The organism is Rhodopila sp. (genome assembly GCF_965277825.1).
Taxonomy (GTDB): domain Bacteria; phylum Pseudomonadota; class Alphaproteobacteria; order Acetobacterales; family Acetobacteraceae; genus Rhodopila.
The window spans coordinates 950,133-968,755 of the sequence record NZ_OZ255846.1; the positions used below are offsets into that span (position 1 = coordinate 950,133).

General features: G+C 69.0%; 13 protein-coding genes. 11 read left to right on the forward strand and 2 right to left on the reverse strand.

Annotated elements, in window-relative coordinates; genetic code table 11:
* The first annotated feature begins 3 nt into the window (after positions 1-3).
* The 3 genes from ACQY4T_RS04965 (at position 4) to ACQY4T_RS04975 (ending at position 2,384) form a co-directional block, all read left to right on the forward strand.
* A complete protein-coding gene (locus ACQY4T_RS04965) occupies positions 4-810 on the forward strand; it encodes a hypothetical protein (protein WP_428538508.1) in 807 nt (268 codons plus the stop codon).
* Positions 807-1,862, forward strand: coding sequence for a hypothetical protein (locus ACQY4T_RS04970; RefSeq protein WP_428538511.1), 1,056 nt, complete (start codon positions 807-809; stop codon positions 1,860-1,862). Before ACQY4T_RS04965 ends, ACQY4T_RS04970 begins: the two co-directional genes overlap by 4 nt.
* Positions 1,863-2,180: 318 nt before the next feature.
* Positions 2,181-2,384: a hypothetical protein gene (locus ACQY4T_RS04975; protein ID WP_428538514.1), complete on the forward strand. Its 204-nt coding sequence runs from the start codon at positions 2,181-2,183 to the stop codon at positions 2,382-2,384.
* A 138-nt stretch (positions 2,385-2,522) separates the two neighbouring features.
* On the opposite strand, the gene ACQY4T_RS04980 is transcribed toward ACQY4T_RS04975, so the two are convergent.
* On the reverse strand, positions 2,523-3,764 hold the full coding sequence (locus tag ACQY4T_RS04980; protein ID WP_428538517.1) for an AmpG family muropeptide MFS transporter: 1,242 nt from the start codon (positions 3,762-3,764) through the stop codon (positions 2,523-2,525).
* Positions 3,764-4,282: an N-acetyltransferase family protein gene (locus ACQY4T_RS04985; protein ID WP_428538520.1), complete on the reverse strand. Its 519-nt coding sequence runs from the start codon at positions 4,280-4,282 to the stop codon at positions 3,764-3,766. The genes ACQY4T_RS04980 and ACQY4T_RS04985 overlap by 1 nt, the downstream gene beginning before the upstream one ends.
* A 595-nt stretch (positions 4,283-4,877) precedes the next feature.
* On the opposite strand from ACQY4T_RS04985, the gene ACQY4T_RS04990 reads away from it, so the two are divergent.
* The 8 genes from ACQY4T_RS04990 to aroC all read left to right on the forward strand — a co-directional run bounded on the left by ACQY4T_RS04990 (position 4,878) and on the right by aroC (position 18,554).
* The gene (locus ACQY4T_RS04990; protein ID WP_428542723.1) at positions 4,878-7,061 is read left to right on the forward strand and encodes a peptidase domain-containing ABC transporter; all 2,184 of its coding nucleotides are present in this window, start codon (positions 4,878-4,880) and stop codon (positions 7,059-7,061) included.
* A complete protein-coding gene (locus ACQY4T_RS04995; RefSeq protein WP_428538523.1) occupies positions 7,024-8,433 on the forward strand; it encodes an HlyD family type I secretion periplasmic adaptor subunit in 1,410 nt (469 codons plus the stop codon). Before ACQY4T_RS04990 ends, ACQY4T_RS04995 begins: the two co-directional genes overlap by 38 nt.
* Before the next feature lie 29 nt (positions 8,434-8,462).
* Positions 8,463-10,265, forward strand: a complete 1,803-nt coding sequence (locus tag ACQY4T_RS05000; RefSeq protein WP_428538525.1) for a tetratricopeptide repeat protein — start codon at positions 8,463-8,465, stop codon at positions 10,263-10,265.
* A 3-nt stretch (positions 10,266-10,268) separates the two neighbouring features.
* Positions 10,269-13,523: a glycosyltransferase gene (locus tag ACQY4T_RS05005; RefSeq protein ID WP_428538527.1), complete on the forward strand. Its 3,255-nt coding sequence runs from the start codon at positions 10,269-10,271 to the stop codon at positions 13,521-13,523.
* 158 nt (positions 13,524-13,681) lie between these two features.
* On the forward strand, positions 13,682-14,839 hold the full coding sequence (locus tag ACQY4T_RS05010) for a hypothetical protein (protein WP_428538529.1): 1,158 nt from the start codon (positions 13,682-13,684) through the stop codon (positions 14,837-14,839).
* A 3-nt stretch (positions 14,840-14,842) separates the two neighbouring features.
* Complete coding sequence (locus ACQY4T_RS05015) at positions 14,843-16,198, forward strand: glycosyltransferase (RefSeq protein ID WP_428538531.1); 1,356 nt, start codon at positions 14,843-14,845, stop codon at positions 16,196-16,198.
* A 157-nt stretch (positions 16,199-16,355) separates the two neighbouring features.
* A complete protein-coding gene (gene fabI / locus ACQY4T_RS05020; RefSeq protein ID WP_428538533.1) occupies positions 16,356-17,198 on the forward strand; it encodes an enoyl-ACP reductase FabI in 843 nt (280 codons plus the stop codon).
* Between the two features lie 252 nt (positions 17,199-17,450).
* Positions 17,451-18,554: a chorismate synthase gene (gene aroC / locus ACQY4T_RS05025; RefSeq protein WP_428538535.1), complete on the forward strand. Its 1,104-nt coding sequence runs from the start codon at positions 17,451-17,453 to the stop codon at positions 18,552-18,554.
* The last annotated feature ends 69 nt before the right edge of the window (positions 18,555-18,623 follow it).

An 18,623-nucleotide genomic window follows, 5' to 3' on the forward strand; every position in this document is an offset into this window, starting at 1 on the left:
CTCATGCGTTGTCTGATCGGCTTCTTCGGCATCACCCGTTCGCTGCGCCACACCGCGGACTCGATCCGCGCCGGCTTCGTCGACCCGTTGCGCCGGGCAACTTTCACGACCCCGCTGGTCGGCCACTTCAATCTGCCGGAACGGCTGAACAATCCCAGGTCGGGCGAGTGCGACGTTGCGCCCGATCGGGCGGAGAGCGCGCTGCTGGGGCTGGACCTTTGCTGGGTGGAACCGCAATCGGACAGCACCATCGACGCCGAACTAGCGGTCGCCAAGCGGTTTCCCGACGCGTTCGCGGATCAGTATCGCAGCACGGCCAATCTCTGCCACCAGTTGCGCAGCCTGCAGCGGCTCTGGTCGCTGCTCGATCTGGCGGGCCTCGGCGAGGACGATCTGGTGCTGCTGCTGCGTCCCGATCTGCTGTATCTGGACCGGCTCGATCCGGCCCGCGACCTGAAGCCGCTGCTGGACGGGCGGGCCGACCTGATCGTGCCCCGATGGCAAAGCTGGGGCGGCCTGAACGACCGGTTTGCGTTCTGCACCGTGCGGGCGGCACGCATCTATGCCACGCGGTTCCGGCTGTTTGCCGAGGCCTGCCAGGAGATGGGCGGGATGCATGCCGAGACGTTCCTGGCATTCGTCGCCACCTGCCATCGCCTCCGCGTCGGGCTGACCGATCTGCGCGCGGTGCGGGTGCGCGCCGACGCTCGGGTGGCGGCAAACGACGCGGCGATGCTGACCCGGCCCAAGGCGGAGCGGGCGGCGGTGATCGACGCCGCCGGATCGGATCGGCGGGTGAGCGCGGCATGACCGGGCTCCGCAAGGTCTTCATCCTGTGTCCGCGCGGCGCGGTCAGCGGCGGCCCCGAGGCGCTGCACCAGCTTTGCGGCGCGCTGCGGACGCGCCGGGTTGCGGCGGCGATGGTGTACTATCCCCCCCGACCGGTGCATGACGGGCCGGTGCATGATGGGCCAGTGCATGACGGGCCGGTGCATGATGGGCCAGTGCATGACGGGCCAGTGCATGACGTGCCGGCGCCCTATCGGCACTACGGCGCGGCGGTCAGTTCCGGCGTCGAGGACGACGCGGCCTGTTTGGTGGTGATCCCGGAGGTCGCGACCAGCCTGGCCTGGCGGTTCACCAACGCGCGCCGCGCGATCTGGTGGCTCAGCGTCGACAATTACTTCAAGTGGCAACACCTCAATCCGGGGCCTTCCGTGCTGCGGCCCGAGGCCGACATCGTGCACCTGTGCCAGTCGGATTACGCGCGCGATTTCCTGCTGCGCAACGGGGTGGCGGGCGGCCTGATGCTGACCGACTTCCTGACCGAGGACGTGTTCCGAACCGGGCCGGCGGCGGGGCGGCTGGCGGCGGTGGCGTTCAATCCGAGGAAGGCGCCCGAGACCACGCAGCGGCTGATGGCAGCTTGTGGCGGACGCACCTGGCTGCCGTTGGAGGGGCTGGACAAGGAAACGCTGGCCGAGTTGCTGCGTCAGGTGCGGGTCTATGTCGATTTCGGTCCGCATCCGGGGCGCGACCGCATCCCGCGCGAGGCCGCGTTGTGCGGCGCGGTGGTGGTGACCGGCCGTCGCGGCGCGGCTGGGTTCGCCACCGATCTGCCGATCCCGGAACGGTTCCGCCTGGACGAGGCGGCGGCCGACTTCGATGCCCAGGCGCTGCGCCTGATCGACCAGTTGCTGCGTTCGGATGCGGCGTTTCTGCAGGCGTCGGAACAGCAGGCCGACTATCGCCGATGGATTGCCTGCAACCGGGATGCCTTCATGCGTGAGGTGGATGGGTTTGTTGCCGCGATGCGGTTGAGCGGCGGATCGGCGGATGCGGTGACCGGGTTCCTGGGCTGAGGCGGCGATGATGCGGCGGCGGTGATACGGCGGCCGTGGCCCAGCCGCATTTCAGCCACGGTGGTGCGGCGTCGGCCGCATTGCAGCCAAGGGGGTGATGGCGTCGGCCGCGATGCAAGCCACGGGATGCGGCGTCGGCCGCGACGCAGCCACGCCGACGCCGCACCGGCCCGCAAACGAAGCTGCTTGCCCGATCGGTCAAGCCGAGACAGCGCCAAGACCGCACTATCACGGAAATTTGCCCAAGCGCCGACAACACTTGGACACAATTCATTTCCACAATGTGACCCAACAGCCGCTACAGTGGTTTTGTGCAAAATGGAAATGGTGACCGTGATGTGCGCGTTAACGAGCAGCACACTGACATTGGCGGGCCTGCTGCAGGATCCCCTGGTGCAACTGGTGATGCGAAGCGATAAGGTCTCTGAATCGGATCATTCCGAGTTGCTGCACCGCGTCAAGGACACGCTGACGGCCCGCACTGTGGCTGCCCAACCGAAACCCCTGCCGGTCGCGGTCTGACCCGACCGCGGCACGCGGCAACCGACATCAGCCGGTCGAACACGACACCACTGCGCATGACACCAATGGGCATGACATAGCGGCCAACCGGCAAGCTAGCCCGGCGACGCCCAGCTGACCCCACCACCGCCGTCCGACCTAACTCGCAATCGGCTGGTCCCGCCGGCGCAGCAGCATCACCATCAATCCCATGCCAGGCAGCGCGCCAGCCATGCAGACGGTATAGAACAACGTCCAGCCCAGCGCTGCCGCCATCACCCCCGACAGCCCGCCAACGGTATGGATCGCCAACTGCGGCACCGACGACAGCAGCGCGTATTGCGTGGCGGCGAACTCGCGTGCGCACAGCGCCGACAGGAAGGTCAGGAACGCCGCATCGGCCAGCCCCTGGGCAAACGCCTCGGTGCTGACCGTGGTATACAGCACCGCGTGCTGACCGGGTGTGATCGACAACAGCACATACATCGCCATCGCCACGGTCTGCGCCGACCCGGCCCACAGCAGCGCCCGCCCGACCCCGATCCGAACCACCAGCCAGCCGCCAAGGGTGATCCCGGCGAGTGTGGCGGCCAGCGAGAACGGTCCGGTCGCCGCGATCGCCGCGGTGTCGAACCTCAGATGGCGATAGAACGGTGCCGTCATTATACCGGCCATTGCCTCGCCCAGCTTGAACAGCGCGACGAACGCCAGCACCAGCCAAGCCGACGGCCGCGCCAGGAAGCTGCGGATCGGATCGATCATCGCGTGCCGCAGGCCGGGCGCCGCAGCGGGCACCGCCGCGGCAGCATCGGCCGGGCCGTCCTCGCGCGCCGCCGCCAGCGTCACCAAAGCGCCGGCGGCGATCAGCAGCGCCACCCCCAGCAGCGCTCTGTGCCATCCGATCGCAGCCGATGCGGCAACCACCGCCGACATCGACACCAGCAGCGCGACCCGGTAGCCCCAGACATAGGCCGCCAGCGCCACGCCCTGGCGGCGTCGCGGAAAGATCTCGATCCGCCAGGCGTCGATCGCGATGTCCTGGGTGGCGGACAGCAGCGCGACCGCGCCGGCGGCGGCGAACGCGGCCAGCGGCGCGGCCCGCGGATCGGACGCCGCCAGCAGCACGGCGGCCAGCCCGAGCGCCGGCTGCACCAGCAGCAGCCAGCCGCGGCGGCGGCCAAAGCGGCGCAGCGGGCGCAGCGGCGGTTGCTGGTCGAGCAGCGGGGCCCACAGGAATTTCAGCGAATACGCCAGCCCGATCCAGGCGGTGGCCCCGACCAGCGCCAGCGCCGCGCCGCTGTCGGCCAGCCACAGCCGCAAGGTGAACCCCGACAGCGGCAGCGGCAGGCCGGAAACGAACCCATACGCCGCCATCGTCAGCAGGTGGCGGTCGATCCGCATCAGGTGGGGATGTTGCTGTCGCCCCTGCCCAGCGCGCGCTGCATGCTGACCACGTCGACCCAGCGGCCGAATTTGATGCCGGTCGCCTTCATCGTGCCGATCATGTGGAACCCCAGGCTGGCATGCACCCCGATCGATCCGACGTTTTCCGAATCGCCGATGACCGCGATCATCTGCCGCAATCCGGCCGCGGTGGCCAGTTCGATCAGGCGTGACACCAGCGCCTTGCCGACGCCCTGGCCGCGGACGTCCTCGCGCACGTAGATACTGTCCTCGACGGTGAAGCGATACGCCGAGCGGTCGCGGAACGGCATGTAGTAGCCGAACCCCAGCACGCCGCTGGCGTCGGCCGCCACCAGCCAGACGTAGCCGTCATCTACCACCTTGTGGAACCGCGCCAGCATCTCTTCCACCGGCGGCGGCTGCTCCTCGAACGTGCCGGTGCCGTGCAGCACATGGTGGGCGTAGATCGACTGGATCTCCGGCACATCGGCTTCGGTGGCGTTTCTGATATCCATCCCGGTCGGCTCCCTTTTCGTCGGCGTGCAGCGCCGGTCGGCGCCCACACTAACCCGGCGCGCCGGCGTTGACGATCAGCAAGCCGCGCACCAGCCAAGGTTTCTGAGCGTTTGCCGCGTCGGCGGCTGGACCGGCCGGATGCTGCCGACCGCCAGTCCAATAACCGGCGGCAAATCAATGCGGACAAGATTCAAGTTCAGTTACGAAATTAGTATTTGATCCGATCCGGCGATTTTCAGGTTGCGTCGCCGACCTGATCCGGCCTACTCGAAAACGTGATCGAGCAACTGCCAGTAGACGGTCGCTTGAGTGATGCAACCGATAGAGTGACTCTCGTCCCAGCCCGGGAATCCAGAGGATAACTCGCGTCCGTGCTAGAAACTTGGCAAGACACCGCCATAACACCCGCGGACACCGGTGTTATGCCGTTGTCTGATCCGCCGCTATAAGGGTTTGCTCGTGGATATATCAGACGGACAAATACCCGGACCGTTCGGGGACCATCGTGCGCCGGCGACCGTTGCGCAATCCAGCGGCGGCGGCGGCGCGGCCGGGTCCGCCGGATCGGGCGCCGGCGCCGCCAATCGCGGCCCGATCCTTCCGCGGCTGTTGGCGATCATGATGGCGGCGCGCTACTACGGCCTCGAACTCGATCCCGGCGAATTCCGCCCCGGCGCCGGCGAGACGGTGCCCAGCGCCGCGGCGCTGTCGTCCTGGGCGCAGAACGCCGGCATGTGGTCGCGCGCGCTGCGGCTGCGCTGGCGCCATCTGTTCACCGTGTCCGGCGCCGGTCCGGTGGTGCTGCTGTTCAACGACGGATCGGCCGGCCTGCTGACCGGGGCGAACCCGGAAAACAAGATCGTGCTGATCCGCGATCCGCGCGCCCCGGAAGCCGATCCGCCGGTGCCGGTGGACGAGCTGCGCCTGGCCGAGGTCTGGAGCGGCGAGGCCATCCTGCTGCGCGCCGAACGCTCGCAGGCCGAGGCCGATCCGCCGTTCACCCTGCGCTGGCTGGTCAGCGTGGTCATGAAAGAAGGCAAGCACCTGCGCGACCTGCTGATCGCCTCGGTGGCGATCAGCTTCCTGACCATCTTCCCGCCGCTGATGGTCATGCAGGTGACCGACCGGGTGCTCAGCCACCACAGCTATTCGACGCTGTTCCTGATCTCGGTCATCCTCGCCGTCGCGGTGTTCTACGAGACCCTGCTGGGCTACGCGCGGCGGCTGATCATCCTGGTGGTCGGCGTCCGGGTCGACGCGAAATTGAATCTCCAGGTGTTCAACCGGCTGATCCGCCTGCCGCTGGATTATTTCGAGCGCCATCCGGCCGGCGAAACGATGTATCGGGTGACCCAGGTCAACACCGTTCGCCAGTTCATCACCGGCAAGCTGATGGCGACCCTGCTGGACCTGATCACCCTGCTGGTGCTGCTGCCGTTCCTGTTCTACCTGAATGCGGCACTGGCCTGGATCGTGCTGGTGTGCGCCACCTCGATCATGCTGATCATCCTGGCCTACCTGCGCCCGATACGCGCCATCTTCGCCAAGGTGATCACCGCCGAGACGCTGAAGAACGCCGCCCTGGGTGAGACCATCTTCGGCATCAAGACGGTCAAGTCGCTGGCGCTGGAGCCGCAGCGCAAGTCGCTGTGGGATGAAAAGGTCGCCGAGGTCGGCAAGTGGCGCTACCAGATGGGCCGCATGTCGAACTGGCCGCAGACCCTGGTCACGCCGTTCGAACGCTTCATGTGGATGGGGGTGATCCTGATCGGTGCCTACCTGGCGCTGCAGGACGTCTCGGGCGGCTACCAGGTCGGCAGCATGTTCGCCTTCATGATGCTGTCGCAGCGCGTCAGCGCCCCGCTGGTCGGCCTCGCCCGCCTGATCGAGGAATGGGAAGAGGTCGCCGGCTCGATGGGCCAGGCCGGCGAGGTGCTGAACCGGCCGCTGGAGATGGATGCGTCGTCCGGCGGCCTCAGGCCAAGGTTCGCCGGGTCGGTCAGCTTCGAGGATCTCACCTTCACCTACCCCGGCACCAAGCTGCCGGCGCTGGACCGGGTCAACTTCTCGATCCCGGCCGGCACCATGCTGGGCCTGGTCGGACGTTCCGGGTCGGGCAAGTCCACCGTGACCCGGCTGCTGCAGGGCATCAACCGCGAGTATTCCGGCTTCATCAAGATCGACGGCGCCGACCTGCGTGAGATCAACCTGCGCCACCTGCGCTCCAGCTTCGGCGTGGTGCTGCAGGAGAACTTCCTGTTCCGCGGCTCGATCCGCGACAACATCCTGTCCGGCCGCCCCGGGCTGACCTTGGAAGACGCAATCCGAGCCGCCCGCCTCGCCGGCGCCGAGGAATTCATCGAGCGCATGCCGAACGGCTACGAGACCTATATCGAGGAAGGCTCGCCCAACCTGTCGGGCGGCCAGCGCCAGCGCCTGGCCATTGCGCGCGCCCTGATCACCGATCCCCGCCTGCTCATCCTCGACGAAGCCACCAGCGCGCTCGACCCCGAATCGGAAGCCCTGGTCAACGCCAACCTGCTGCGTATCGCCCGCGGCCGGACCATGGTCATCGTCTCGCACCGGCTGTCCTCGCTGGTCAACTGCGATCAGATCATGGTGCTGGAGCGCGGCAAGATCATGGATATCGGGCCGCACGCCATGCTGCTGCAACGCTGTCCGATCTATCGCACGCTCTGGAACCAGCAGAATCGCCACATGCAGAACGAAGGATCAGGCCATGCAGTTCCTGCCCCGACCCTCCTCCAAGGCGATTAGCACCACGCTGGACGACCGGCTGGACCCTACCCTGCCGGCGATCCTGGAGTTCCAGTCACCGTCCTCGGCGATCATCAACCTGCCGATGCCGCGCATCGCGCGCCGCATCGCGCTGACGCTGTCCAGCATGATCGCGGTGATGCTGATCGCCTCGGGCCTGATCAAGGTCGACCGCGTGGTGACCGCGCAGGGCGTGGTGGTGGCGAAGACCGCGACCACGGTGGTGCAGCCGTTGGAGGCGGCGATCGTGCGCTCGATCAATGTGGCGCCGGGCGACGTGGTGCACACCGGCGAGATACTGGCTCGGCTGGATCCGACTTTCGCGGTGGCCGACATGGACGCGCTGGCGTCCCAGGTGTCGTCGCTGCAGGCCCAGGTCTCGCGCATGCAGGCCGAGATGGACAACCACCCGTTCAAGTACACCGGGATGGATCCCAACATGGCGTTCCAGGCGGCGATCTACGCCCAGCGCCAGTCCGAGTTCAACTTCAAGCTGGAGAACTACCGCCAGAAGATCGATAGCCTGCAAGCCACGCTGGTGCGCGCCCGCGCCGACATCACGACCTACACCGACCGGCTGCAATACGCCAAGACGCTGGAGGCGATGCGCATGCAGCTCGAACACCTCAACGTCGGATCGAAGATCAATACGCTCTCGGCGATGGACACCAGGGCCGAGATGGCCGGCTACCTGGCCAGCGCGCAGCAAACCGCGATCGGCGCGCAGCGCGACCTGGCGGCGATGATCGCCGAACGCAACGGCTACATCGAAAGCTGGCATAGCGATATCGGCGACAAGCTGACCGATGCGCTGACCAAGCTGTCGGACGCCCGCCAGTCGCTGAACAAGGCGCAGTTGCGCAAACAGCTTGTCGAGTTCCGCGCCGAACAGGACGGCACGGTGATGTCGGTCAGCAAGGTCTCGGTGGGTTCGGTGCTGAAAGAGGGCGATCCGCTGATGACCGTGGTGCCGACCAACGCGCCGCTGGAGGTGGAGGCGAACATCTCCGGCAGGGACGACGGCCACGTCCATGTCGGCGACCCGGTCGATATCAAGTTCGAAACGTTCCAGTACGCGCTGTATGGCATGGCGCATGGCATCGTGCGCATGATCAGCCCCGACAGCTTCACCGCGCAGGACGAGCAGCGCAACCCGACCGGGTCGGTGCCGGTGTCGCCGCAGACCGCGGATGTGTTCTACCGCGCCAGGATCACCCTGGATAAGATCCAGTTGCACGGCATCCCGGCCAACTTCCACCTGGTGCCGGGCATGCCGGTGACCGCCGACGTTCGGGTCGGCAAGCAGACCGTGCTGCACTACATGATGGGCCGGATGATACCGCTGGCCACCGAGGCGATGCGGGAACCCTAAGGCGCATGATCTGACGGACGCGAGCACGCATGGCCCTGTTTGATGCACTGACGTCTCCCGCCGCGGCGTTGCGGCGGGGCGTGCGCCGGCTGGAGCAGGGCGACGGCAAGCGCGGCTTCGTGCTGCTGACCAAGGCTGCCCGTTCCGGTGTGCCGGAGGCCGAATTCCGCGTCGGGCGCTGCTACCTGGAAGGCGTCGGTGTGCCGCCCAGCCGCACCGACGGGGTCAGGTGGGTCGAGCGCGCCGCGATCAAGGGCTATGTCGAGGCCCAGGCATTGCTGGCAACGCTCTGCCTGCACGGCATGGGTCCGGCGTTCGCCGCCGGAGGAAGTGCCGCCGGAGGCAATGCCGGCGCCGGCCTGTTCGGCGGCCAGGTGACGGCGGAACCGGACTACGCGGGCGCCGCCAAGTGGTCACGCCGGGCCGCCGAGGCCGGATCGGCCGAAGGCCAGGCGGTCCTGGGGTTCATCCTGACCTCCGGGCCCGAGGACCTGCGCAATATCGACGAAGGCGACCGCTGGTACCAGAAGTCCGCCGCCGGCGGTTGTCCGCAAGGCCAGCTTGGTTACGCGCTGGTGCTGGCGCGCGACACCAAGGATCCGGAAACCCAGACCCAACTGCTGCTGCATCTGAGCCAGGCGGCGGAAAAGGGGCTGGCGACCGCACTCTATCTCTACGGCATGGTGCAGGAACGCGGCCTCGGCGTCGCCCAGGACCGCGCCTCCGCCACCGCCTGCTACAAGCAGGCGGCGGAAAAGGGCCACCGCGGGGCGCAGGCGCGCTGGGGCCTGGCACTGATGGAGGGCCAGGGCGTCGAGGCCAATCTGGTGGAGGGCGAATCCTGGCTGCGCCGCGCCGCGCTGGCCGGTGATCCGGAAGCCGCAGCCCTGGTCGGCGACATCTACGCCAAGGGCGGCCCGCTGCCGCCGAACTACGCCGAGGCGGCGATGTGGTTCCGCCGCGCCGCCGACGCCAATCACCGCGGCGCGGCCCGCGCGCTGGGCATGCTGCATCTGACAGGCGCCGGCGTCGCGCGCGACCAGGACGAGGCCGCCAAGCTGTTCCGCGTCGCCGCCGATGCCGGCGACGGCAACTCCCACGTCGATCTCGGCAACCTGCTGCTGCGCGGTCATGGCGACCAGCAGGACCAGATCCGCACCCGCGCCTGGTTCGAGCAGGCCGCCGCCTCGGGCGACCTGATCGCGGCGTTCAATTTCGGCGTCTGCCTGGCCGAAGGTGTCGGTGTCGAACGCGACGACCGCAAGGCCGCCGAATGGCTGCGCCGCGCCGCCGCCGGCGTGGTCAATGCGCAGTACTGGTACGGCCGCATGCTGGTCGAGGGCCGCGGCGTCGACGCCGATCCCGCCGAAGGCCGCATCTGGATCGCCAAGGCCGCCGAGGTCGGCATGATCGAGGCGCAGGTGATGCTGGGCGACATGCTATTGAGCGGGCGCGGCGGATCGAAGGACCATGCCGCCGCGCTGGCGTTGTTCGAGAAAGCCGCCGGCCAGGGCCATGTCGGGGCGATGTTCGCGGTCGGCGCCATGCTCGGCGGCGGCCACGACGTGGCGTGGGACCGCCTCGCCGCGCAGCGCTGGTTCCGCGCCGCCGCCGAACGCGGCCACCCCTATGCGCAGATGATGCTGGGCCGCTACCTGGCCCGCAACCTGGCCGGCGAACAGAACGTCGAGGAAGCCCGGCGCTGGACCGAACGCGCGGTCGCCCAAGGATTGCAGGACGCCAAGGCGGACCTCGCGGCGCTGCCACCCTCCGCTGGCCAGGAACCATCACCGACGGCGGACGACAAATCCGTCCGCGCGGCCGGCGACTGAGCCATGCCGCAAGGCGGTGGCGGGGAGGAGCCAGCGGTCGCCAGGCTCGCTCGCGCCGCCATCACGCGCGGCCTCGAGGCGGTTGGCGCCGGGTCGTCCGCCGCCACCCGGAGCGACGGCCTGCGCTGGCTGGAGCGGGCTCACCGGCTGGTGCCGCACGATCCCAGCGCCGCGCTGGCGCTGGCCAGTGCCTGCCTGGCGCAAGATCCGGCGCGCGCCGCCGGACTGTTCGGCGATCTCGCCGAGCGCCACGACATCAGGCAGGCCTGGCTCGGCCTGGCCGCCGCTCGGTTACGGCTGGCGGGGCCGGACAACGCCGCCGAACCGCTTGGCGTCGTGCTGTCCCGTTTTGCCTTCGCCGCCGACGCGCAGGCCCTGGCGCAGGCGATCGGGCAACGGCCGGGATGCGCTGGATGGTGTGCCCTGCGGCCCGACGGCAGGCTGGAAATCCACCCAACGGCCGGCCGCGGGTCGCGGGCGGGCGGCGTTCGGGTGACCTTGGACGAGACCGTGGTGCGGGCCGCGCCGTTGCCGGCGCCAAGCTTGCCGGCAAACTGGCAACGCGCGCGGCTGATCGAGGTGCGGGTCGGCGACCGGCCGCTGCTCGGCAGCCCGATCCGGGTTAACGCCATCCGCCGCCTGGCCGGCTGCGTGGCGGTTCACGACGGCGGCATTCGCGGCTGGGCATGGCATCCCGCCGATCCCGATACCGCGCCGGCGCTAACCCTGCTCGACGCCTCCGGGCGCCGGCTGCACCGCTTCGTCGCCAGCCACGAGGGTTCCGCCCCAAAGGGTTCCGCCCCAGAGGGTTTCGTCCCAAAGGGTTTCGTCCCAAAGGGTTTCGTCCCAGACGGGTCCGCCCCAGACGGGTCCGCCCCAGACGGGTCCGCCCCAGACGGGTCCGCCCCAGACGGTTCCGCCCACTGGGGTTCCGCCTACGGGGGTTCCGCCCACGGGGGATTCGCCGGCGAGGATTTCGCCGATGCCGGCCCGCTAGCTCGGCCGCGCTGGTTCGAGCTGACCCGGACGGCGCTGCAAGCCCGGCAAGGCCCGCTGCATATCGTCGGCGCCGACGGCCGCGACTTGCCGGGCAGTCCGCTCGATCCATTCGCCAAGGCGGCGACCCATCTGGCCGCCGCGTTGCGGCTTGGCCGGGCGTATGGTGCGGGCAAGCTATCGCCGAAGCGGCAGGAGGGCGGCATCGGTGTGGCGCGGCGCCCGCCCGGCGTCGATATGGCGCGGTGCGCGCCCGGCGTCGGTATGGCGCAGTGCACGCCCAGCACGAGCGCCGTGCTGCGCGCGGATGCGCCGGTGCCGACCAGGGCAGTCGGCGCCGTCCACCGCAAACGCGGCGTCACCGTGGTGCTGACGGTGCGCGACGGTGACGCCGGGGCGCTGGCTTGCCTGGACGCCGTGCTGGCAACCCGGCCCGCCGATGCCCGCGTCCTGGTGGTGGACGACGGATGCTCCGACCCAGGCGTGATCGCGGCACTCGACAGCCTGGCGCGGGGCCGCGAGATCGGCGTGCTGCGACAGCCGGCGCTAGGCTCGCCGGCGGCCGCCAACGCCGGCATCCGGGCGGCCAAGGGGCGAGATGTAGTGTTGCTGGGCGGCGCTGCGCTGGTGCCGCCGAACTGGCTGCAACGTCTGCGCGCGGCGGCCTATCTCAGCCGCAACATCGGCACCGTCACGCCGCTGACGGACCAGGCCGGCTGGTTGAGCGACCCCGATCCCGCCGGCGCCAGCCACCCACCGGACCGGCTCGCCGCGGCCCGGCTGGACCGGGCGGCGCACCGCGCCAACCGCACCGGCGTGGTGGACATCCCGGTGGGCTTCGGGTTCTGCCTGTATCTGCGGCGCGACTGCCTGAACGCGGTCGGCGCGTTTCGCGTCGACCTGTTCGCCCAGGGCCCCGGCGAACAGCAGGATTTCTGCCTGCGCGCGCGGCGCCTGGGCTGGCGCAACGTGGCGGTGACCGGCCTGTTCGTCGGCCGCCTGGGCAACTCCTCGGCCGAGGCGGCGCCGCTGCGGGCCCGCAACCTCGGCATCGTCGAGCAGTTGCATCCCGGCTACCAGGCACTGACCCGGCGCTTCGCCGCCGCCGACCCGTTAGCCGAGGCGCGCCGGCAGATCGACCTGCTGCGGTGGCGCGAGGCCGGCCGTGGCAGGCCGCGATCGGCCATCCTGATCACCCACGACGACGGCGGCGGGGTGGAGCAGCGGTTGGCCCATGCGATCAGGCTGCACCAATCAGCCGGCCGCAGAGCCATCGTGCTGCGGCCGGCTCGCACCGCGCGCGGCGACCCGGCAATCCGGCTGTGCGATGGCGCGACCGACGATGTCCGCAACCTGATCTACCCGGTGCGCGAACTGCCGGCCCTGCTGCGCCTGTTGCGCGCCGCCAGGCCGGAACTGATCGAGGCGCATCACCTGGCCGGCTACCCGCCGGATATTTACCGTCTCGTGACGAGTCTGCGACTGCCGTATAACGTCCACATCCATGATTATGCCTGGTTCTGCCCGCGGCTGGCGCTGGTCGGCAAGCACGACCGCTATTGCGGCGAGCCGGCGCTGCCGGACTGCGAAACCTGCATCGCCGACCACGGCCATTTCTTGCAGGAGGAGATCACCGTCGCGGCGCTGCGCCGCCGCTCGGCCGGGTTCCTGTCGGCAGCGCGGCAGGTCGTGGTGCCCTCGGAGGACGCCGCCATCCGGATGCGGCGGCACTTCGACGGGCTGCGAACGACCGTCGTCGGGCACCAAGACGACACCGTAACGATTGCTCCGGCAGCCGCATCAGACGTCATCCATCGGACGGCTCGGCCGGTGGTGTGCGTCGTGGGCGGGATCGGCGTGCACAAGGGCTATGACGTCCTGCTGGCCTGTGCGCGGGACGCCGCGCGACGCGATCTGGATCTGCAGTTCACCGTGGTCGGCCACACCATCGACGACGCCAGGATGATGGCGAGCGGGCGGGTGTTCGTGACCGGTCGTTTCGATCCCGCCGAAGCTGTCGATCTCATATCGAAACAGAATGCCCGGCTCGGCTTCGTGCCCTCGATCTGCCCGGAAACCTGGTGTCTGAGCCTGGGTGAGATCTGGCGCGCTGGCCTGCCCGCAGCGGCATTCGATATCGGCGCGCCGGCCGAACGGATTCGCCGCAGCGGACGCGGCATCGTGCTGCCGCTCGGCCTATCGGCCAGTGCCATTAATAACACACTGATGGCAGCAATCCATCCTGAGCACACCACTGATTGAATTTGGCGAAAAGACTGCAAGCGGCGTTGCATAAATCTGAGTATCTTGCCACCACTGGTGTCGCGCATCAGTTGCATTCATCGTTTAGTCTGCCCTAAAGGGTGTATGTCATCTATGCTGACACACCAGCGTAAATCCCAAACCAGCGAGTGAGCCGAATGTCCGAAGCCACGAGCAAAACCGCGGCCCGGCCTGTCGAGCGAACCGCGGCGCGGCCCACCCAACAAACCGCGGCGCGGCCCATCCAACAAACCGCGGCGCGGCCCGGCGAACGAACCGCGGCGCCACCCACCGGCCGGCCGGCCGAAGCACCCAACCGGGTTGCCGAATTGCAGGTCTCCGGCCACCTCATGACACTGGAAACCGGCCTGTTCTGTGTCTTCCAGACCCCGGGCAGCGCGCCCTCGGACCCCGCCACCGGGCTGCCGGGAGTGCGCATCACGCCGGCCCCCGGCCTGGCCGGACGGCCGGAAGCGGTCAGCGTCAGCACGTTTCGCGAAGACGGCTGGCTGAACGGAACCGCCGCGCTGGTGCGGGTCTCGGATGGGTCGGCGCAGATCCTGGTCACCATCTACCAGAACAAGGGCAAGGACACCGCGCCGCGCCTGCAGGTGCTGCGCCTCAGTGGCGAGCCGAACGCCGCCGCGCCCGGTGCGGCGGTAGCGGCGCGGCCGAACGGCACGCCCACGCCGATCCAGCCCACGCCGGTCCAGCCCACGCTTGTCGAGCCCAGGTTGGCGACCGCCGATCCGGCCTCCGTCGATCCGGCGGCCGCGGCCAGTCCGGAGGTCATGGCCCATGTCCATCGCATGGGCGATGTCGGCTGCACCCGCGGCGAATGGCTCGGCCAGAAGGGCAGCCGCCAATGGGTCGAGGGCTTCGGCCTGGCACCGCTGCAGGGCCTCGCGCCGCAGGACCTGGAATATCAGGCCGTGCTGGGCCGCAACTGGCTATCGCCATGGGTCGAATCCGGCAAGTTCTGCGGCAGCCGCGGCATGGCACTGCCGCTGCTGGGGCTGAAAGTCCGACTGAAAGGCGCCGCCGCCAGGAGCCATGAATGCAGCTACGCGGCGAGCTTTGTCGATGGCAGCGAAATCGGCCCGGTCGGCGCCGGCGAGCCGTGCGAGACCGAAAGCCTGGCGCCGCTGGAAGCATTCCGGATCGTCATCAATCGCCGCGGCGGCAAGGCCGTGGTGACCAGGACCGAGCATGCCGCGAGGCCGCCGGCGGCCAAGAAATCCGCCGCCGAAAGCGCCGCCCCCGCCAAGTCCAATGGCGCCGACCGAGTGCCAACCCGGCCGCGCGCCAGGCTCTGACACGTGAAGTTCCTGTTCGTTCACCAGAACTATCCCGGACAGTTCCTGCACCTCGTTCGCCACCTGGTCGCCGCCAAACGGCACGAGGTGGTTTTCGTTACTGAACCGAACGCCAACGAGATCATCGGCGTGCGCAAGGTACCCTACGCCAGGCCCAAGCTGGACATCACCGATACCCACATCGCCGCGCGCGAACTGGACAACGGCGTCAGGCGGGCCGAGACCGTCGCCAAGACCGCCTACGGCCTGCGCCACCTCGGCTACACACCCGACATCATCATCGGCCATCACGGCTGGGGCGAAATGCTCAACCTGCGCGATGTCTGGCCCGACGCGGCGATGCTGGGCTATTTCGAGTTCTACTATCAGCACGACCAGGCCGATGTCGGCTTCGATCCGGAATTCCCCGCCGCCTCGCTCGACTTCCCGCGCATCCGTGCCAAGAACGCGATCAACCATGTCGCGCTCAACCTGGGGGGCGCCGGGCAGACCCCGACGGATTGGCAGCTATCGACCTATCCCGATTGGGCGCGGCGGCGTATCGACGTGGTGTGGGAAGGCGTCGACCTGGCGACCTGCCGCCCCGACCCCGCCATCCGCAAGCAGACCCTGAAGATCGGCGACATGGCGATCCGGCCGACCGACAAGCTGATCACCTACGTGTCGCGCGACCTGGAGCCGTATCGCGGATTCCATGTCATGATGCGCGCGCTGCCGGATCTGATGCGCGCGCGCAAGGACATCAAGGTGGTGATGATCGGCGGCGACGGCATCAGCTACGGCGCCGCGCCGCGCACCGGCGGCAACTGGCGCGAGGTCATGCTGGCCGAACTCGGCCACGACATCGACCCGACCCGCGTGGTGTTCCCCGGCCGGGTCGACTACCTGACCTACCTGGCCGCGCTGCGCCGTTCCGATGCGCATGTCTACCTGACCTATCCGTTCGTCGCCTCGTGGTCGCTGCGCGAGGCGCTGGCGATCGGCTGTCCGGTGATCGGCGGCGACTCCGCAACGGTGCGCGAGTTCATCAGCCACGGCGAGAACGGGCTGCTGACGCCGTGCCTGGACCCGCGCGCGCTGGCCCGCGCCGTGCTGGGTCTGCTGGAGGACAAGGCGCTGACCCGCGGCTTGCGCGCCGGCGCCCGAGGCTACGCCGAACGCCGCCTGGCGATGGCCGACTACCTGGCATCCTATTGCGGTCTGATCGAGCGCCTGACCGGCGAAAACCCGGCCCCCGCCGCGCATCCCACGCCGGTCACCGGCAATGCACCGGCGCCACGCCAGGGCCGCCTCGCGCCTCGCGCCCGCCCGCGCTCGGGCGCTGCGGCATCGCGCCGGCTGGTCGCGGCGGCAGAGTGACCCGCCGGCGGCGTGGCGCGACCGGCACCGCCGATGCCATTCCCGCTGCGTCATGATCCTGGCCCCTTGCCCGATCCCGCCGCCTTGTGCCACCACCCCGAAGCGAAGCATGTGCGCCTAATCTCTATTGCGGCGCGGCGCGACCGAGAGGATCAAAATGGCCGATAGTGCGCCGGCACACCTTCCCGTCCAGGGCAGCCTGATGCGCGGCAGGCGCGGCCTGATCATGGGTGTGGCGAACGATCGTTCACTGGCCTGGGGCATCGCCGCGGCGTGCGCCGCGCAGGGTGCCGAACTGGCGTTCACCTTCCAGGGCGAGGCGCTGGAGCGGCGGGTGCGCCCGCTGGCCGCCGGCGTCGGCTCCGACCTGGTGTTGCCTTGCGACGTGGCCGACGAAGCCAGTATCGACGACGCCTTCGCCGCCTTGTCGCGGCGCTGGGACGGGCTGGACTTCCTGGTCCACGCCATTGGTTTCGCCGACAAGAACTACCTGCGCGGGCGCTACCTCGATACCCCGCGGGCGGCGTTCCAGCAGGCCATGGACATTTCCTGCTATTCGTTCACCGCGGTCTGCCAGCGCGCGGTGCCGATGATGAAGCCGGGCGCCAGCCTGCTGACCTTGACCTATCTCGGCGCCGAACGCTGGGTGCCGCATTACAACGTGATGGGGCTGGCCAAGGCGGCGCTCGAGGCATCGGTGCGCTATCTGGCCGCCGACCTGGGTTCGGCCGGAATCCGCTGCAACGCCATCAGCGCCGGGCCGATCAAGACCCTGGCCGCTTCCGGCATTGGCGACTTCCGCTATATCCTGCGCTGGAACGAGCTCAATTCGCCGATGCGGCGCAATGTCAGCATCGAGGAGGTCGGCGGCGCCGGCCTGTATCTGCTGTCCGACCTGGCCAGCGGCGTGACCGGGGAGGTGCATCACGTCGATTGTGGGTATCACGTTGTCGGCATGAAACATCCGGACGCGGCCGACATCGCCGCCGCCGAGGGCTGACCCGTTATCCGCCCCACGCGGAGCGTCAAGCGAGCACCCCACGCGGAGCGTCAAACGAGCGCCCCACGCGGAGCGTCAGACAAGCGCCCGACGCGGAGCGTCAGACAAGTGCCCGACGCGGAGCGTCAGACAAGCGCCCGACGCGGAGCGTCAGACAAGCGCCCGACGCGGAGCGTCCACGACCGGGCCGCGTGCATCGGAGACTCAAACAATCGGCGACGTATCGCGCCGGATGCGCGATACTAGGGTGCCATGTCGCACAACAGTTTCGGCCATCTGTTCCGGGTCACCACATGGGGCGAGAGCCACGGCCCGGCGATCGGCGGTGTGGTGGATGGCTGCCCGCCGCTGCTGGCACTGACCGAGGCCGACATCCAGCCGTGGCTCGACAAGCGCCGTCCGGGCCAGTCGAAATACACCACTCAGCGCCAGGAGCCCGATCGGGTTCGCATCCTGTCGGGTGTGTTCCAGGGACTGACCACCGGCACCCCGATCAGCCTGCTGATCGACAACCAGGACCAGCGCTCGCGCGACTATGCCGCCATCGCGGAGCAGTTCCGTCCTGGCCACGCCGACCTGACCTATGAGCTGAAATACGGCATTCGCGACTATCGCGGCGGCGGCCGGTCGTCAGCGCGCGAGACCGCGATGCGCGTCGCCGCCGGCGCGATCGCTCGCATCGTGCTTGGTCCAGCGGTGCGGATCCGCGCTGCCCTGGTGCGGATCGGCCCGCATGGCATCGACCGCGACCGTTGGGACTGGGCCGAGGTCGACGCCAACCCGCTATTCTGTCCCGACCCGCTGGCGGCGCGCGCCTGGGAAGCCGAACTGGCCGAGGTGCGCAAGGCCGGATCCTCGGTGGGCGCGGTGATCGAGGTCGTCGCCGAGGGCGTTCCCCCCGGCCTCGGCGCGCCGATCTATGGCAAGCTGGACGCCGAGCTGGCCGCCGCGCTGATGTCGATCAACGCGGTCAAGGGCGTGGAGATCGGCGAAGGCTTCGCCGCCGCTGCGCTGTCGGGCGAGGCCAATGCCGACGAGATGCGGATGCATCACGGCGTGGTGCAATTCCAGTCCAACCACGCCGGCGGAATCCTGGGCGGCATCGCCACCGGCCAGCCGATCGTCGCCCGCTTCGCTGTCAAGCCGACCAGTTCGATCCTGTCGCCGCGGCGTGCGGTCGATCGCGGCGGCGCCGACATCGACGTCGTCACCAAGGGCCGCCACGACCCGTGCGTCGGCATCCGAGCGGTGCCGGTAGGCGAGGCGATGATGGCCTGCGTGCTGGCCGATCACCTGCTGCGCCACCGCGCGCAGAACCCGAATGCCGCCACAACAGCGAGGCTGCCGCGCAACTAACGGGTATTAGGTTTGGTCCCACGCGGACAAACCCGGCGGAACCGCGGCGCTCTCGCACGCGTGATGCCG

Coding starts and splice junctions, on each gene's coding strand:
- ACQY4T_RS04965 (WP_428538508.1), top strand. CDS start 4: ATGCGTTGTCTGATCGGCTTCTTCGGCATCACCCGTTCGCTGCGCCAC.
- ACQY4T_RS04970 (WP_428538511.1), top strand. CDS start 807: ATGACCGGGCTCCGCAAGGTCTTCATCCTGTGTCCGCGCGGCGCGGTC.
- ACQY4T_RS04975 (WP_428538514.1), top strand. CDS start 2,181: ATGGAAATGGTGACCGTGATGTGCGCGTTAACGAGCAGCACACTGACA.
- ACQY4T_RS04980 (WP_428538517.1), bottom strand. CDS start 3,764: ATGCGGATCGACCGCCACCTGCTGACGATGGCGGCGTATGGGTTCGTT.
- ACQY4T_RS04985 (WP_428538520.1), bottom strand. CDS start 4,282: ATGGATATCAGAAACGCCACCGAAGCCGATGTGCCGGAGATCCAGTCG.
- ACQY4T_RS04995 (WP_428538523.1), top strand. CDS start 7,024: ATGCAGTTCCTGCCCCGACCCTCCTCCAAGGCGATTAGCACCACGCTG.
- ACQY4T_RS05000 (WP_428538525.1), top strand. CDS start 8,463: ATGGCCCTGTTTGATGCACTGACGTCTCCCGCCGCGGCGTTGCGGCGG.
- ACQY4T_RS05005 (WP_428538527.1), top strand. CDS start 10,269: ATGCCGCAAGGCGGTGGCGGGGAGGAGCCAGCGGTCGCCAGGCTCGCT.
- ACQY4T_RS05010 (WP_428538529.1), top strand. CDS start 13,682: ATGTCCGAAGCCACGAGCAAAACCGCGGCCCGGCCTGTCGAGCGAACC.
- fabI (WP_428538533.1), top strand. CDS start 16,356: ATGGCCGATAGTGCGCCGGCACACCTTCCCGTCCAGGGCAGCCTGATG.
- aroC (WP_428538535.1), top strand. CDS start 17,451: ATGTCGCACAACAGTTTCGGCCATCTGTTCCGGGTCACCACATGGGGC.